The organism is Pseudarthrobacter sp. C4D7, assembly GCF_013359725.1.
GTDB lineage: Bacteria > Actinomycetota > Actinomycetes > Actinomycetales > Micrococcaceae > Arthrobacter.
Genome location: NZ_JABFMW010000008.1, coordinates 72653 through 87880, shown reverse-complemented (window position 1 = coordinate 87880; position 15228 = coordinate 72653). Strand labels below are relative to the sequence as shown.

The following is a 15228-nucleotide window of genomic DNA, read 5'->3' as shown; positions in this document are numbered from 1 at the left end:
ACCGTTATGACTGAGCAATCCCCAACCGGCTGGCGCATCGTCGTCGGCAATGACGAAGCAGGCGTCGAATACAAGAACGCCCTGCGGGAACTGCTGGAGGCGGACCCCCGGGTCGCTTCCGTGGAGGATGTGGGAGTCGGCGCCGACGACACCACCGCCTACCCCCACCTGGCCGTCGCCGCCGCCCGCAAAGTGGCTGCCGGTGAGGCGGACCGTGCCCTGCTGATCTGCGGCACCGGCCTGGGCGTGGCTATCTCCGCCAACAAGGTACCGGGCATCCGGGCCGTGACGGCCCACGACAGCTACTCCGTGGAGCGGTCCGTGCTCTCCAACAACGCGCAGGTGCTGACCCTGGGCCAGCGCGTCATCGGCCTGGAACTGGCCAAGAAGCTGGTGGGCGAATGGCTCAACTACCGCTTCGATGAAAACTCCGCATCCGCGGCCAAAGTAGACGCCATCTGCTCCTATGAGGGCGCGTCGGAAGGACTTGAAACCACATGAGCATCCGTAATATCGCCGTCGTCGGTTCCGGCTACATGGGCGGAGGAATCGCCCAGGTCCTGGCTCTTGCCGGGGCCCGCGTGGCGCTCGCCGACGTCTCCGCTGAGATCGCCCAGGGCAACTACGAGCGCCTGCTGAAGGAATCCGACGAATTCGTGGCTGCCGGCCTCTTCCCGGCCAACGCCACGGACCTGCTGAAGGAAAACCTCTGGGCCGCCAAGGACATCGAGGAGGCGGTGGCGGACGCCGAATACATCGAGGAGGCCGTGCCGGAAGTCCTCGAGATCAAGCACGCCACCCTGGGCCGGATCAGCGCCGCCGCGCGCCCGGACGCCATCATTGGCTCCAACACCTCCACTATTTCCATTGCCAAGCTGGCCGAAGTGGTGGAGAACCCGGAGCGCTTCCTGGGCGTCCACTTCTCCAACCCGGCACCGTTCATCCCCGGCGTGGAAGTCATCCCGCACGAAGGGACCTCCGAGGCGACCGTGCAGGCCGCCCGCACCATCGTGGGGGAGACCGGCAAGGAAACGGCCACGGTCAAGGATGTCACCGGCTTCGTGCTGAACCGGCTCCAGTACGCCCTCTTCCACGAAGCCGCCCAGGTGGTGGAGGAAGGCATCGCCACGGCCGAGGACGTGGACACGCTGGTCCGAACCACTTTCGGCTTCCGGCTGCCGTTCTTCGGCCCCTTCGCCATCGCGGACATGGCCGGCCTGGACGTCTACGCGTTCTGCTACAAGTCGCTGCAGACCGGCTTCCCGGAGCGGTTCGCCACCCCGCAGATCCTGCAGGAAAAGGTCGACGCCGGCCAGCTGGGCACCAAGACCGGCTCCGGCTTCCTCGACGTCCCGGCTGAGCGCACCGCAGCTTTGGTTGCCTACCGGAACAAGGCCTACGTCGCCATGCAGAAGCTCATCGAGGACCTGGGCCCGGCCCCGCTGTCCTAGCCCCTCCCTGAACCAGAAGGAACATTCCATGACAGTTTTCCCCGCAGACCGCACCGTGATTGTCACCGGCGCCGTCTCTGAACGCGGCATCGGCCGCGCCACGGCCGTCTACCTTGCCGAACGCGGCTGGAACATCGGCGTGATCGACCTTGACGACGCCGCCAGCAAGAGCCTGGCCAAGGAACTGGCCGAAAAGCACGGTGTCAAGGCCCACGGTGCCGGCGCCAACATCGGCGACGAAGCCTCGGTCCGCGCCGCCATCGATGAGATCGAAGCCGAGCTTCCGCAGCTGGTGGCGCTGGCGAACATCGCGGGCGTCAGCTCCCCGGTTCCCTACCTCGAGCTCGACGCCGGCGAATGGGACCGGGTGCTCAACATCAACATGAACGGCGTGCACTACGCGACCCGTCGGGCCGCCGAATCGATGGTGAAGAACCGGCTGGGCCGGATCGTGAACATCTCTTCGGTCTCCGCCCAGCGCGGCGGCGGCACGTTCAGCAAGACCCCGTACTCCGTAGCGAAGGCCGGCGTGATCGGACTGACCCGCGCCACCGCCCGCGAACTGGGTGAGTACGACATCACAGTCAATGCGATCTCGCCCGGTCCGATCGACACCGACATCATGGGCGGCACCCTCAGCGAGGAACGCAAGGATGAACTGGTCATGGACCTCGTGGTGAACCGGGTGGGCACCACCCGCGACATCGCGGCTGCCATCTCCTTCCTCATCGGCGAGGACGCCGGCTACATCTCCGGCCAGACGCTGAACGTCGACGGCGGCCTGTACATGCACTGACCGCGTCCCCGGCATCACCGACCGGGCGCCCCCATAAGCCCCGCAGGCCGCCGGCCTGCCAGGGAACCCCAACGTCACCACTCGAAGGAGAGTGTTGTGTCAGAAACCACCGCAACATCCAAGGAACTTCTGGGCCGTCCGGTCCTGAAGTCCGCGATTTCCAAGGCGGCCCGCCGGCTCATGCCGATGCTGGTCATCCTGTACGTCGTGTCTTTCCTTGACCGCACCAACGTCGGCTTTGCCGAGGCGGCCCTGGGAGCAGACAAGGGGGTGTCCGCCGCGGCCTTCGCCCTCGGTGCCGGCATCTTCTTCATTGGCTACGCCATCTTCGAAATCCCCAGCAACCTGCTGCTCAAGAAGGTTGGCGCCAAGATCTGGCTGGCGCGCATCGCCATCACCTGGGGCATCGTCTCCGCGTGTTTCGCGTTCGTGCAGGGCGAGACCTCGTTCGTGATCCTGCGTTTCCTCCTGGGCGTCACCGAGGCCGGGCTGTTCCCCGGCGTCATCATGTACCTCGCCGAGTGGTTCCCCAACAAGGTACGGGTCCAGATGTTCGCCATCTTCTACCTGGCCCAGCCGTTCTCCCAGATGATCGGCAACCCGCTTTCGGGCTGGCTGATCAACATTGGCGACCAGGTGCCGGGCCTGCGCGGCTGGCAGGTCATGTTCTTCGTCGAAGGCCTGCTGGCCGTCCTGGCAGGCATTGCGGCCTTCTTCTTCCTGATCAACGGCCCGGAAAAGGCCAAATTCCTCAGCCGCGAGGAAAAGTATGCGCTGAAGGAGGTCATGGCACTTGAAGACACCATCAAGGACGAGACCGGGCCCCGCGGCATCCTCGCCGCCATGCGCAACGGCCGCGTCTGGTACTTCACCGTCATCTACTTCTGCCTCCAGGTCGCCGTCTATGGTGTGACCTTCTTCCTTCCGCAGCAGGTGTCCTCCCTCACCGGGCAGAAGGTGGGACTCGCCGTCGGCCTGCTGATCGCCGTTCCATGGTTCTTCGGCATCTTCTCCTGCTACTTCATCGGCAAGGCGGCAGATACCGTGGCCAAGCGCCGGAAGTTCGGCACCATCCTGTTCATCTCCACCGGCCTGTGCATCTTTGGCTCGGCGTGGGCGGGGACCAACCACCAGCCGGTGCTGGGCATGATCTTCATTACCCTGGCAGTCTGCAGCTTCCTGGCCGTTGGCCCCGTGGTGTGGTCGTACCCCACCGCGTTCCTCGCCGGGTCTGCTGCCGCGGCAGGCATCGGGTTGATCAACTCCCTCGGCAACCTGGGCGGCTTCGTGGCACCCATCCTGCGGACCGCAGTCAATGAGGCCACCCAGTCGCCAACGGGCTCCATGGGCGTCTATGCCCTGGGCGTCCTGCCGTTTGTGGCGGCCGCAATGATGTTCGCCACGAGGCGGTTCAAGAACAAGGCCGACGACCTGCTCGACTGAGCGCACCACACCATCCACGCAAGGAAACCATGAGCACCTCCGGCAGCAGCACAGGCAACGGCCCCCGCTACATCGGTGTCAGCACCAAGATGTACCTGGGTTACCAGGAAAGCCTGCGCTGGCTGTCGGAGGTGCGTTCCATCGTGGATGACAGGCCCGGACTGGGCACGGATTCCGCCGCGGAGTCCCCGGTCCGGGTCTTCGTCATTCCATCCTTCCCGGTCCTGGAGCCTGCCGCGCGGATCCTGGCGGGGTCGCCGGTACTCCTTGGAGCGCAGAACTGCGCCTGGGGCGACGGGCCGCTGACCGGTGAAGTCAGCCCCGGCATGCTGGCCGAGCTCGGCGTCTCACTTGTCGAGATCGGCCACGCAGAACGCCGCCGGCTGTTCGGTGAGGATGACGCCGTGGTGGCACGCAAGGTGCGTGCCGCCGTCGACCATTCCCTCACCCCGCTGCTCTGTATCGGCGAACCGGACAGGCTCGACGCCGGGGCTGCCGCCACCTTCTGCGTGGAGCAGGCACGCGCCGCCACGGACGGCGATCCGGCGCTGCTGAACCGCCTGGTCCTGGCCTACGAACCGGTCTGGGCCATCGGTGCGCAGGAGCCCGCCCCGCCGCACCACGTCAACGCCGTCCTGGCGCAGATCCGGGCAGCCCTGGAGCCGGCCTGCCCCCTCATCTACGGCGGGAGCGCCGGCCCCGGGCTGCTTCCCCGGCTGCCGGCCGCGGACGGACTCTTCCTGGGCCGCTTCGCCCACGATACGGCCAACCTCGGCCACGTACTGGACGAAGCCCTCCGCCTGCGTCAGGCCGGCGTGCCCGCCAACAGTTCGTCCAGCCGCTCGTAGCCTTCGGACATGCCGCCCTCCATGCCGGAGTGGAGCATGCCGTCCCGTGCCTCCATGCTCTGATACATGGCGTGGCCGCGGAGCCGGCACCGGCCGGCGTCGAGCTCCTCAAACGTCATGGACTCCAGGCTGACCGAGTCCGGATAGCCGCCGAACTCGAAGGTCTGCAGGGCGAACTCGTTCTCGCGCACCGTGTGGAAGACGCCACGGAACTCATACGGCACCCCCTCCGGACCGGTATGGATGTACCGGTAGCTGCCGCCGGTGCGGAAGTCGTAGTGGTCCATTTCCATCTTCATGCCCCGTGGGCCGAGCCATTGGGCCACCAGCTCGGGGTCCTTGTGGGCCCGGAACACGTCCGCCAGCGGAAAGTCGAACTCCCGCTCGAAGTCGATGTAGGGGAGTCCCTCGGGGGCCGTGATCTTTAGTGGATTGGTCATTTTCTGTCCTTTGCCGTGGGCGCCGTGTGCCCGGCGCTGGATTCAAGCACCGCATCGAGGCTGCGGAACTGCCCTTCGCGGACCAGCCGGTACCGATCGATCCAGGCCGTAAGCGCCTCCAGCCGTGCAGGGTTCAGGTGGACGGGCCGGCGCTGGGCGTCCCTGCTGCGGGTGACCAATTGCGCCTGCTCGAGTACCTGGATGTGCTTCGAGACTGCCTGCTTGGAAATCTCGAAGGGCTCGGCCAGCTCGTTCACCGTGGCCGGACCGTGGCTTAGCCGGGCAATGATGCGGCGGCGGACGGGGTCGGCCAGGGCCGTGAAGGCCACGTCCAGGGCCGCGTCGTCATCTGCCATCATTTCCGCCTTCAATAATCAACTAAAAGGTTGATCAACAGAATAGTTGATTAACGATATGCCCGCATCTGCTGACTCCGCAAGGGGTTCTTGCGCGGACAGACCGGTGCTTGTTAGTATGTCAGTACAAACTACTGCGAGGGAGAGATCTCATGCCATTGGTTCGCATTGACGTTAATGAAGGCCGCGCCGCGGAGGAGCTGCAGCAGTTGAGCCGCAGTATCCACGATGCCATCCTTGCGGAATACGGCATCCCCGAGCGCGATTACTTCCACATCATTACCGAGCACCCGCAGGGCCGGATCTTCGCCCAGGACGCCGGACTGGGCTTCGAGCGGACCAGCGGAGTGGTGATGATTCAGATCTTCACCCAAGGTGGCCGGTCCCAGGAGGCCAGGCAGCAGCTCTTTGCCTCAGTGGCGGACAGGCTCGCAGCGGTGGGCGTGGCCGGAGAGGACGTCTTCATTGGCTATGTCGAAAACACTGCCGCCGACTGGTCCTTCGGCTTTGGCCGCGCGCAGTACGTGACCGGCGAACTGGCCGTCCCCGGCAGCTAGCGGCGGGGTGGGTCATTGTCTGCGTGCACACCAAATTCTTGATGTAAGCATGTCAGTACAAACCTTTGACAGGACATTTATTGTAGGGCAGAGTGGTCCCTGTGGCCCACGCCACGGCCTGCCAGCTCCGGAAGTCCTGTTCCCCACAGGGCCCGGGCCAGACTCCAGAAAGGTCCACGATTCCCGTGACCCACGAGCTCCTTACGATCGGGCGCATCAGCGTTGATATCTACCCGAACGACATCGGGGTTGGCCTGGAGGACGTCAACTCCTTCGGCAAATACCTTGGCGGTTCACCGTCCAATGTTGCTGTTGCCGCTGCCCGGCACGGCCGGCGGACCGGCGTCATCACCCGCACCGGGGATGATGCATTCGGCACCTACCTCCACCGCGAACTGCACAAGTTCAGCGTCGACGACACTTTCGTCACGCCGGTCCCGGGCCTGCAGACACCGGTGACCTTTTGCGCGATCAAGCCCGCCACGGACGAGTTTCCGCTGTATTTCTACGGCCGGTTCCCCACCGCCCCGGACCTGCAGATCGAGGCTGAAGAGCTGGACCTGGGAGCCATCCGCAACGCCGGGATCTTCTGGTCCACGGTGACGGGGCTGTGCCAGGAACCGTCCCGGTCCGCGCACCTCGCCGCCCACCAGGCCCGCCCCCGCACAGGCCTGGGCCAGGGGCAGTTCACCGTCCTGGACCTGGACTACCGGCCCATGTTCTGGGCGTCCGAAGAGGAAGCCCGCGCCCAGGTGGCCAGGATCCTCCCGCACGTCACCGTGGCCATCGGCAATGACAGGGAGTGCGCCGTGGCCGTGGGGGAGGGGACCCCTGATGAGCAGGCGGACAGGCTGCTTGCCGCCGGCGTTGAGATCGCCGTCGTCAAGCTCGGTGCTGAAGGCGTGATGGCCAAAACCCGTACCGAGCGCGTGGTCTCCGCCCCCGTTCCGGTGGAAACCCTCAACGGCCTGGGTGCCGGCGATTCCTTCGGCGGCGCCTTCTGCCACGGCCTGCTGTCCGGGTGGCCGCTGGAGCAGGTCCTGGACTACGCCAACGCCGCCGGTGCCATTGTGGCCTCCCGCCTGTCCTGCGCCGATGCGATGCCGACGCCGGACGAGGTCACCTCGCTGCTGGCCGAACGCGGACGCGCTGTGCCGGCTACGGGCTCCGGTGCTTCGCAGCTTGCCACCGAAGGAGCAGCACTGTGACCCTCACCCCCGTCGCCTCGAGCAACGCCGTGGAGAATGATCCCCGCCGGTACGAGCACCTGAGCACCATCCGCCTCGAAGATCCGGAGGCCGTGGCCCGGGCGGCGACGTCCCGCCGCCGCCACCCAGGGGTGAAAGCCGGGCGGCAGAACTTTATCGTCGCCGCCGACCACCCGGCCCGGGGCGCCCTGTCCGTCGGCGGCGATCCCGTGGCCATGGCAGACCGCCGGCAGCTGCTGGACCGCTTGCAGGTGGCGCTGGCCAACCCGGCCGTGGACGGCGTCCTGGCCTCCCCGGACATCTTGGACGACCTGCTCCTGCTGGGCGCCCTGGACGGAAAACTGGTGTTTGGTTCGATGAACCGGGGCGGCCTGTCCGGGCTGGTCAACGAGTTCGACGACCGTTTCACCGGCCATACCGCTGCCGCACTCAAAGCGCTCGGTGCCGACGGCGGCAAGATGCTGACCCGGATCTGCCTGGGCGACCCCGACACCGTGGTGACCTTGGAAGCGACGGCCAAGGCCATCGACTCGCTGGCGGCGCGGAAGCTGATTGCCATGGTGGAGCCGTTCCTCTCCGTCCGCGAGAACGGCCGGGTCCGCAACGACCTCTCTACCAACGCCGTCATCAAGTCCATCGCCATCGCCGAGGGCTTGGGGTCCACCAGCGCCTATACGTGGATGAAGATTCCCGTAGTGGCCGAGATGGAACGCGTCATGGCTGCCACCACCATGCCCACCGTCCTGCTGGGCGGTGACCCGGACGGATCCCAGGACGAGGTTTTCGCCAGCTGGGGGGCCGCGCTTGCCCTTCCCGGCGTGCAGGGCCTCACGGTTGGCCGCGCCCTCCTCTACCCCGCTGACGGGGACGTCGCCGGCGCTGTTGCCGCGGCCGCCTCGCTTCTGCACCACACCACTGAAACCCCGGAGAACTAGCCATGGGCACAGCATCAGGAACGCGCAGGATGACGGTGGCGCAGGCCGTCGTCGAATACCTTTCCCAGCAGTACACCGTGGACACGGTGGGCGGCGTTGACTACCGTGAGCGGCTCATCCCAGGCACCTTCGGGATCTTCGGGCATGGCAATGTGGCCGGCGTGGGCCAGGCGCTGAAGCAGTACCAGCAGCAGGACCCGGCGTTGATGCCGTACTACCAGGGCCGGAACGAACAGGCCCAGGTGCACCAGGCCGTCGGCTACGCCCGGCACACGCGCCGCCGGCAGACCTTCGCGATCAGCACTTCCATCGGCCCGGGTTCGTCCAACCTGCTCACCGGTGCCGCGCTGGCCACCGCCAACCGGCTCCCGGTGCTGCTGCTGCCGTCCGACACGTTCGCCACCCGCGCCGCCGACCCCGTCCTGCAGCAGCTCGAGCAGCCCTACGCCTACGACATCACCGTCAACGACGCGTTCCGGCCACTGTCCAAGTTCTTTGACCGGGTGAACCGGCCGGAGCAGCTGTTCTCCGCCTTCCACCACGGCCTGCGTGTCCTCACCGACCCGGCCGAGACCGGGGCGGTGACCATTTCGCTGCCGCAGGACGTCCAGGCCGAAGCCCTCGATGTGCCTGTCGAATTCCTGGCCGAGCGGGAGTGGCGGATCCGCCGCCCCGATGCCGACGACGAGGACATCGCCCGCGCCGCAGCTCTTATCCGTGCAGCCAAGCGCCCGCTGATCATCGCCGGCGGCGGCGTCCTTTACGCCTACGCGAACGAGGAACTGGCGAAGTTCGCCGAGCTGACCGGCATCCCGGTGGGCAACACCCAGGCCGGCGTCGGCGTCCTGCCCTGGGACCACCGGCTCTCCCTCGGCGCCGTCGGCTCCACCGGCACCACGGTGGCCAACGCCATCGCCGCCGAGGCGGACTTGATCATCGGTATCGGCACCCGCTACGAGGACTTCACCACCGCATCCCGCACCGCGTTCCAGAACCCGGACGTGAAGTTCGTGAACATCAACGTCGCCCCGATCGACGCGTACAAGCACGGCACCCCGTTGCCGATCGTCGCCGACGCCCGCAAGGCCCTGGCCAAGCTCAATGCAGCCCTGGGCGGCTACCGCGTGGGCGCGGACCTGGAACAAAAGATTGCGGCCGGTAAGAAGCGCTGGAACGCCACCGTGGATGAAGCCTTCGACACCCGCTCCACCCCGCTCCCGGCGCAGAACGAAATCATCGGCGCCACCAACCGCGCGATGGACGCCCGCGACGTGGTGGTTTGCGCCGCCGGCTCCCTGCCCGGTGACCTGCACAAGATGTGGCGGGTCCAGGACCCGTTTGGCTACCACGTGGAATACGCCTACTCCTGCATGGGCTACGAAATACCTGGCGGCCTGGGCGTCAAGCGCGCAGCCATCGCCGAAGCAGCAAGGACGACGGCGGCAGGCGGCCCGGGTGACCAGGTGCGGGACGTCGTCGTGATGGTGGGGGACGGCTCCTACCTGATGATGCACACCGAACTGGTCACCGCCGTCGCCGAACGCATCAAGCTGATCGTGGTCCTGATCCAGAACCACGGTTACGCGTCCATCGGCTCGCTGTCCGAATCCCTCGGGTCGCAGCGGTTCGGCACCCGGTACCGGACGCTGAATGAGGAGCAGCACAGCTTCGACGACGGCGGGACGCTGCCTGTTGACCTGGCCCTGAACGCCGAGTCCCTGGGCGTGAAAGTCATCCGGATCGAACCGGGGGAAAAGGTCATCGCCGAACTCGAGCAGGCCATCCGCGACGCCAAAGCCGCCCCCGAAAACAGCGGACCAGTCCTGATCCACGTCGAATCAGACCCCCTGCTGGACGCCCCGTCCTCCGAAGCCTGGTGGGACGTGCCCGTCTCCCAGGTCTCGGAACTTGACTCCACCAAGCAGGCGTTCCAAACCTACGTCGACCACAAGTCACGCCAGCGCAAACTGCTCGGCTAACCACACTTTTTCACTATTCAAGGAAGAGTCCCATGACTGCCACCACCACCGAAACAACGGTCATCAACCACTTCATCAACGGCACCGAGACCGCCGGCGAAGGCGACCGCACCACCAATGTGTACAACCCGGCCACCGGTGCCGTGTCCGGCGAACTGCGCCTGGCCAACCGCGCCGACCTGGATACCGCCGTCGCCGCTGCCCGCAAGGCCGCCGACGCCTGGGGCCAGACCTCCCTGGCCAAGCGCACCGCCGTGCTGTTCACGTTCCGCGAGCTCGTCGCCGCCCACGTCGACGAGCTCGCCCAGCTGGTCACCGCCGAGCACGGCAAGGTCCTCTCCGACGCCAAGGGCGAGATTGGCCGTGGCCTCGAAGTGGTCGAATACGCGTGCGGCATCCCCACCCTGCTCAAGGGCGACTACTCGGACCAGGTCTCCACCGGCATCGATGTGTTCTCCTTCCGCGAGCCCCTTGGCGTCGTCGCGGGCATCACCCCATTCAACTTCCCCGTCATGGTGCCGCTGTGGATGGCCCCGATGGCAATCGCCACCGGCAACGCGTTCATCCTCAAACCCTCCGAACGCGACCCCTCCGCCTCGCTCCTGCTGGCCAGGCTCTGGAAGGAAGCCGGCCTGCCGGACGGTGTGTTCCAGGTCCTGCACGGCGACAAGGAAACCGTCGACGGGCTGCTGACCCACCCGGACGTGGACGGCATCAGTTTCGTTGGGTCCACCCCGATCGCCCAGTACGTCCACGAAACCGCCACCAAGCATGGGAAGCGGGTCCAGGCGTTGGGCGGCGCGAAAAACCACGCCATCGTCCTGCCCGACGCCGACCTGGACAACGCCGCCGACCACCTGGCCGCCGCCGCGTTCGGCTCTGCCGGGGAACGCTGCATGGCCATCTCGGTCGCCGTCGCCGTCGGAGACGCCGCGGACGCCCTGGTCGCGAAGGTCCAGGAACGCGCTGAGGCCGTCAAGGTGGACAACGGCACCGAACCCGGCGCCGAAATGGGCCCGGTCATCACCCCTGCCTCCAAGGAACGCATCGTCAGGATCGTTACCGAAGCAGAAACCGCCGGCGCCGCCATGGTGGTGGACGGCCGCGACGTGGTGGTGCCCGGCCACGAAAACGGCTTCTGGGTGGGCCCCACCGTCCTGGACCACGTCAAGACCGAAATGATCGCCTACAAAGAAGAAATCTTCGGACCCGTCCTGGTGGTTGTCCGCGTCGACACCCTTGAGGACGGCATCGCACTCATCAATGCCAATCCGTACGGCAACGGCACCGCCATCTTCACCTCCTCCGGCGCCGCCGCCCGCACGTTCCAGCGCTCGGTGACCGTGGGGATGATCGGCATCAACGTTCCGCTCCCCGTGCCGGTTGCCTACCACTCTTTCGGCGGCTGGAAGGCATCCCTCTTCGGCGACAAGCACATGTACGGCCCCGAAGGCGTCAGCTTCTATACCCGCGGCAAGGTGGTCACCTCCCGCTGGCCCGAAACCCACCACGCCTCCGGCGCCTCCTACAACTTCCCCTCCAACTGACACCCCGCCGATTGCTCCGTACTTGTCGTTTTGAGCGTCCAAAACGACAACAGGGCCCACGCCGGCCGGGTTCCCTGGCCGAGCTTGCGAGGCGAGGGAGCCGGTGGGGAGCAATCGATGCAGAGAAATGGACAACGCTGTCATGACTGAGAACAAGCTGATCATCGGCACGGCGCCGGACTCCTGGGGCGTCTGGTTCGCGGACGACCCCAAGCAGACTCCCTGGGAACGTTTCCTGGACGAGGTGGCCGAGTCCGGCTACAAGTGGATCGAGCTGGGCCCCTACGGCTACCTCCCCACGGACCCCGCCCGCCTGGCGGAGGAACTGAAGCAGCGGGACCTGAAAGTCACCGCCGGCACCGTGTTCACCGCATTCCACCGAGGCCTGGACCAGTGGGCAACGGCCTGGGAGCCCGCCCGGAAGGTGGCTGAACTGACCGCGGCCATGGGCGGCGAGCACATCGTGGTCATCCCGGCCATGTGGCGCGACGACGTCACCGGCGAAGCCGTGGAAAGCGGCACGCTGAGCGAAAAGGCATGGGACGACCTGTTCGCCGGGCACAACAGGCTGGGAAAGACCCTGCTGGAAGACTTCGGCCTGCAGCAGCAGTTCCACTCCCACGCCGATTCGCATGTCGGGGCGCAGGAGGACATCGAAACCCTCATGGCCGCCACCGACCCGCAGTACCTGAACCTCTGCCTGGACACCGGCCACGCCGAGTACTGCGGTGCCTCCAGCCTGGACCTGATCAAGAACTACCCGGACCGCATCGGCTACCTGCACCTGAAGCAGATCAACCCGGAGATCCTCAGGAAGGTCAACGAGGAGGACATGACGTGGGCCGCCGCCAACCTGGCCGGTGTCATGACCGAACCGCCCAACGGGCTGCCGGACCTGCGCGCCGTGATTGAAGCCGTCGAGGCCCTGGACCGGCCCGTCTTCGGCATCGTGGAGCAGGACATGTACCCGGTGGCCTTCGATGTGCCCATGCCCATCGCCAAGCGCACCCGCAACTACCTGCTGTCCTGCGGTTCCCGCACCGCCGCCAGCTAATCCGCCACCGAGACCAGAAGGACAGAACACATGACTGAAACCCTCCGCGTTGCCGTCATCGGCGCAGGCCGCATGGGCGCCGACCACATCCAGCGCCTCAGCAAGCGCATCCACGGAGCCGAGGTTGCCGCCGTCGTGGACGTTGACCTGGCCCGTGCCCAGGCTGCCATTGAAGGTATCCCCGGCGCTGTGGCCCTGGCCGACGCAGAGGAGGCCCTCAACAACGGCGACGTCAACGCCGTCCTGATTGCCACCCCCGGCTTCCTGCACGAGGACATCCTGCTCAAGGCCCTGGCCAAGGACATCCCGATCCTGTGCGAAAAGCCGCTCACCCCCGATGCCGCATCCGCCTGGCGGATCGTCGAAGCCGAGGTGGCGCTGGGCCACCAGCGGATCCAGGTGGGCTTCATGCGGCGCTTCGACGCCGAATACGCCACGCTGGGTTCGATCATCCGCAACCACGAACTCGGTGAACTGCTGATGCTGCACCACCAGCACCGCAACCCGAACACGCCCCCGGGCTTCACCAATGAGATGCTCATCAACGACTCCGTGGTCCACGAGTTCGACGCCGTCCGGTTCTTCACCGGTGAGGAAATCACCAGTGTCCAGGTCCGGCTGGGCAAGTCCACCCGGAACGCCCCGAACGGCCAGCACGACCCCCAGCACGTCCTGCTCAAGACCGAGTCAGGCGTCCTGGCCGACGTCGAAATCTACGTCAACGCCAAGTTTGGCTACGAAGTGGCCACCCAGGCCGCCTTCGAGGACGGGATTGTCAACATTGGCGGCGACAAAGGCCCCTACACCCGCAGCTCCGGCCGCTGGGGCGGCAACGTTACCCCCGGCTTCGAGGAGCGGTTCGGCGCGGCGTACGACGTCGAAATCCAGTCGTGGGTTGATGCTGCGCTGAGGGGCGGCATCGGCGGCCCCTCCGCCTGGGACGGATACGCCACCGCCGCGTGCTGCGAAGCGGGCGTTGAAGCACAGAAGAACGGCGAAAAGGTCGCCGTGAAGCTGGCGGCCAAGCCCGACCTCTACAAGGAGGACTGAACAAAAAGGGGGGCGGAGGGATCCGTCCCCCCTTTTGTGTCCGCATCCCTGCTGGTCCACAATGGAGTGTTTAAGTGAAATCCACTCCTGACCACCATGCGTCGCACTTGCTGCGGCACGCCACCCAGCAGCCGGGCAACCACAGGCGGTCCCTGCGCACCATCACCATCATCTCCACCTTCGGCGGCCTGCTCTTCGGCTACGACACGGGCGTGATCAATGGCGCGCTGCCGTACATGCAGGAAGACCTCGGGCTGACCCCGCTCACCGAGGGCCTGGTCACCTCAGCCCTGTTGCTCGGCGCAGCATTCGGTGCCCTGTTCGGTGGCCGGTTGGCGGACCGCAACGGGCGCCGGACGATGATCATGGTGCTGGCGGTCATTTTCTTCGCCGGCACGCTTGCCTGCACCTTCTCGCCAGGCACCGAGGTGATGATTGCGGCCAGGTTCATCCTGGGCCTGGCCGTGGGCGGAGCCTCCGTGACTGTTCCGGTGTATCTTGCCGAAGTGTCGCCGAGCGACCGGCGCGGGCGGATTGTCACCCAGAACGAACTGATGATCGTCACCGGCCAGCTGCTGGCTTTCGCCTTCAACGCCTACCTGGGCAACTCGTTCGGGGAGTCCCACGGCATCTGGCGCTGGATGCTGGTCATCGCCACCCTGCCGGCCATCGCCCTGTGGATCGGGACGCACTTCTTGCCCGAGACTCCCCGCTGGCTGGCCTCCATCGGCAGCTTCGGCGAGACGCTCAGCGTGCTGCAGCGGATTCGGCCGCAGGAGGAGGCCCGCAGGGAGTTCGAGGAAGTCAAAGCCATGGCCGTGGAGGACTACAAGTCCAAGATGGGCTCATGGAAGGACCTGGGCATTCCTTGGCTCCGCCGGATCTTCGTGGTGGGCCTGGGCCTCGCGGTTATCCAGCAGATCACCGGCGTGAACTCGATCATGTACTACGGCACCCAGATCCTCGCGGAGTCCGGTTTTGGCCGCGAAGCTGCACTGACGGCCAACATTGCCAATGGCGTCATCTCGGTGCTGGCCACGTTCGTGGGAATCTGGCTGCTGGGCAGGGTGGGGCGGCGCAGGATGCTGATCACGGGCCAGGTGGGAACCACCACGGCGCTGCTGCTGATCGGCTTTTTCTCCCTGATCCTGCCTGAAGGCGCAGCCCGGGGCTTCGTTATCCTGGCACTCACCGTCACTTTCCTGGCCTTCCAGCAGGGCGCCATTTCCCCGGTCACCTGGCTGATGCTCTCGGAAATCTTTCCGCTGAAAATCCGCGGGCTGGGCGTGGGGGCGTCGGCCTTCCTGCTGTGGATGGTGAACTTCCTGATCGGGTTCGGGTTCCCGCAGCTGCTGGCCGCCATCGGCATCTCCAACACATTCTTTGCCTTCGCAGCCCTGGGCGTTGGTGCCATTGCCTTCGCCGCGAAGTACGTTCCCGAGACCAGGGACAAGAGCCTCGAGGACCTGGAGCACTATTTCAAAAGCGTCGCCGGTGGCAAAGCCGAGGAGGCGGCCGCCAAGGTTTCCTGACGGGAGAACTGCTGTCTTTTTGGTGCTGGGCT

The 15228-nt window shown here is 66.1% G+C and carries 15 protein-coding genes; 13 read left to right on the top strand and 2 right to left on the bottom strand.

The features are described 5' to 3' along the window. The first annotated feature begins 6 nt into the window (after window positions 1–6). From HNO81_RS08270 to HNO81_RS08250, 5 genes are all read left to right on the top strand, one after another. Entirely contained in the window at window positions 7–501 is a 495-nt protein-coding gene (locus HNO81_RS08270; RefSeq protein ID WP_018762183.1) for a ribose-5-phosphate isomerase, read from the top strand. Next, window positions 498–1451 carry a 3-hydroxyacyl-CoA dehydrogenase family protein gene (locus HNO81_RS08265; protein ID WP_175317639.1) on the top strand — a complete coding sequence of 318 codons (954 nt, stop codon included), beginning with the start codon at window positions 498–500 and terminating at the stop codon, window positions 1449–1451. The genes HNO81_RS08270 and HNO81_RS08265 overlap by 4 nt, the downstream gene beginning before the upstream one ends. 28 nt (window positions 1452–1479) lie before the next feature. Next, the gene (locus HNO81_RS08260) at window positions 1480–2247 is read left to right on the top strand and encodes an SDR family NAD(P)-dependent oxidoreductase (RefSeq protein ID WP_175317638.1); all 768 of its coding nucleotides are present in this window, start codon (window positions 1480–1482) and stop codon (window positions 2245–2247) included. A 96-nt stretch (window positions 2248–2343) separates the two neighbouring features. Beyond that, entirely contained in the window at window positions 2344–3690 is a 1347-nt protein-coding gene (locus HNO81_RS08255; protein ID WP_133832504.1) for an MFS transporter, read from the top strand. Window positions 3691–3719: 29 nt separating this feature from the next. Further along, window positions 3720–4538, top strand: a complete 819-nt coding sequence (locus HNO81_RS08250; protein ID WP_175317637.1) for a triose-phosphate isomerase family protein — start codon at window positions 3720–3722, stop codon at window positions 4536–4538. Here HNO81_RS08250 and HNO81_RS08245 read toward each other — a convergent pair. Then, window positions 4496–4978, bottom strand: coding sequence for an SRPBCC family protein (locus HNO81_RS08245; RefSeq protein ID WP_175317636.1), 483 nt, complete (start codon window positions 4976–4978; stop codon window positions 4496–4498). The genes HNO81_RS08250 and HNO81_RS08245 overlap by 43 nt on opposite strands. Continuing rightward, entirely contained in the window at window positions 4975–5334 is a 360-nt protein-coding gene (locus tag HNO81_RS08240) for a helix-turn-helix transcriptional regulator (RefSeq protein WP_175317635.1), read from the bottom strand. Before HNO81_RS08240 ends, HNO81_RS08245 begins: the two co-directional genes overlap by 4 nt. Window positions 5335–5486: 152 nt before the next feature. Here HNO81_RS08240 and HNO81_RS08235 point away from each other — a divergent pair, with 152 nt between their 5' ends. The 8 genes from HNO81_RS08235 (at window position 5487) to HNO81_RS08200 (ending at window position 15196) form a co-directional block, all read left to right on the top strand. Continuing rightward, the gene (locus tag HNO81_RS08235; protein ID WP_175317634.1) at window positions 5487–5891 is read left to right on the top strand and encodes a tautomerase family protein; all 405 of its coding nucleotides are present in this window, start codon (window positions 5487–5489) and stop codon (window positions 5889–5891) included. 185 nt (window positions 5892–6076) lie between these two features. Then, window positions 6077–7099 carry a 5-dehydro-2-deoxygluconokinase gene (gene iolC, locus HNO81_RS08230; protein ID WP_175317633.1) on the top strand — a complete coding sequence of 341 codons (1023 nt, stop codon included), beginning with the start codon at window positions 6077–6079 and terminating at the stop codon, window positions 7097–7099. Beyond that, window positions 7096–8034, top strand: coding sequence for a deoxyribose-phosphate aldolase (locus HNO81_RS08225; RefSeq protein WP_175317632.1), 939 nt, complete (start codon window positions 7096–7098; stop codon window positions 8032–8034). Before iolC ends, HNO81_RS08225 begins: the two co-directional genes overlap by 4 nt. A 2-nt stretch (window positions 8035–8036) precedes the next feature. Then, window positions 8037–10013: a 3D-(3,5/4)-trihydroxycyclohexane-1,2-dione acylhydrolase (decyclizing) gene (iolD, locus tag HNO81_RS08220; RefSeq protein ID WP_175317631.1), complete on the top strand. Its 1977-nt coding sequence runs from the start codon at window positions 8037–8039 to the stop codon at window positions 10011–10013. Window positions 10014–10045: 32 nt separating this feature from the next. Further along, window positions 10046–11560, top strand: coding sequence for a CoA-acylating methylmalonate-semialdehyde dehydrogenase (locus HNO81_RS08215; protein ID WP_175317630.1), 1515 nt, complete (start codon window positions 10046–10048; stop codon window positions 11558–11560). Window positions 11561–11702: 142 nt separating this feature from the next. Next, complete coding sequence (locus tag HNO81_RS08210) at window positions 11703–12614, top strand: sugar phosphate isomerase/epimerase (RefSeq protein WP_175317629.1); 912 nt, start codon at window positions 11703–11705, stop codon at window positions 12612–12614. A 30-nt stretch (window positions 12615–12644) separates the two neighbouring features. Continuing rightward, complete coding sequence (locus HNO81_RS08205) at window positions 12645–13664, top strand: Gfo/Idh/MocA family protein (RefSeq protein ID WP_175317628.1); 1020 nt, start codon at window positions 12645–12647, stop codon at window positions 13662–13664. 74 nt (window positions 13665–13738) lie between these two features. Beyond that, a complete protein-coding gene (locus tag HNO81_RS08200; protein ID WP_371818194.1) occupies window positions 13739–15196 on the top strand; it encodes a sugar porter family MFS transporter in 1458 nt (485 codons plus the stop codon). The last annotated feature ends 32 nt before the right edge of the window (window positions 15197–15228 follow it).

Bases quoted from the DNA above. Each gene is read 5' to 3' on its own strand.
- HNO81_RS08270 (WP_018762183.1), top strand. From the start codon at position 7: ATGACTGAGCAATCCCCAACCGGCTGGCGCATCGTCGTCGGCAATGAC.
- HNO81_RS08265 (WP_175317639.1), top strand. From the start codon at position 498: ATGAGCATCCGTAATATCGCCGTCGTCGGTTCCGGCTACATGGGCGGA.
- HNO81_RS08260 (WP_175317638.1), top strand. From the start codon at position 1,480: ATGACAGTTTTCCCCGCAGACCGCACCGTGATTGTCACCGGCGCCGTC.
- HNO81_RS08250 (WP_175317637.1), top strand. From the start codon at position 3,720: ATGAGCACCTCCGGCAGCAGCACAGGCAACGGCCCCCGCTACATCGGT.
- HNO81_RS08245 (WP_175317636.1), bottom strand. From the start codon at position 4,978: ATGACCAATCCACTAAAGATCACGGCCCCCGAGGGACTCCCCTACATC.
- HNO81_RS08240 (WP_175317635.1), bottom strand. From the start codon at position 5,334: ATGGCAGATGACGACGCGGCCCTGGACGTGGCCTTCACGGCCCTGGCC.
- HNO81_RS08235 (WP_175317634.1), top strand. From the start codon at position 5,487: ATGCCATTGGTTCGCATTGACGTTAATGAAGGCCGCGCCGCGGAGGAG.
- iolD (WP_175317631.1), top strand. From the start codon at position 8,037: ATGGGCACAGCATCAGGAACGCGCAGGATGACGGTGGCGCAGGCCGTC.
- HNO81_RS08215 (WP_175317630.1), top strand. From the start codon at position 10,046: ATGACTGCCACCACCACCGAAACAACGGTCATCAACCACTTCATCAAC.
- HNO81_RS08210 (WP_175317629.1), top strand. From the start codon at position 11,703: ATGACTGAGAACAAGCTGATCATCGGCACGGCGCCGGACTCCTGGGGC.
- HNO81_RS08205 (WP_175317628.1), top strand. From the start codon at position 12,645: ATGACTGAAACCCTCCGCGTTGCCGTCATCGGCGCAGGCCGCATGGGC.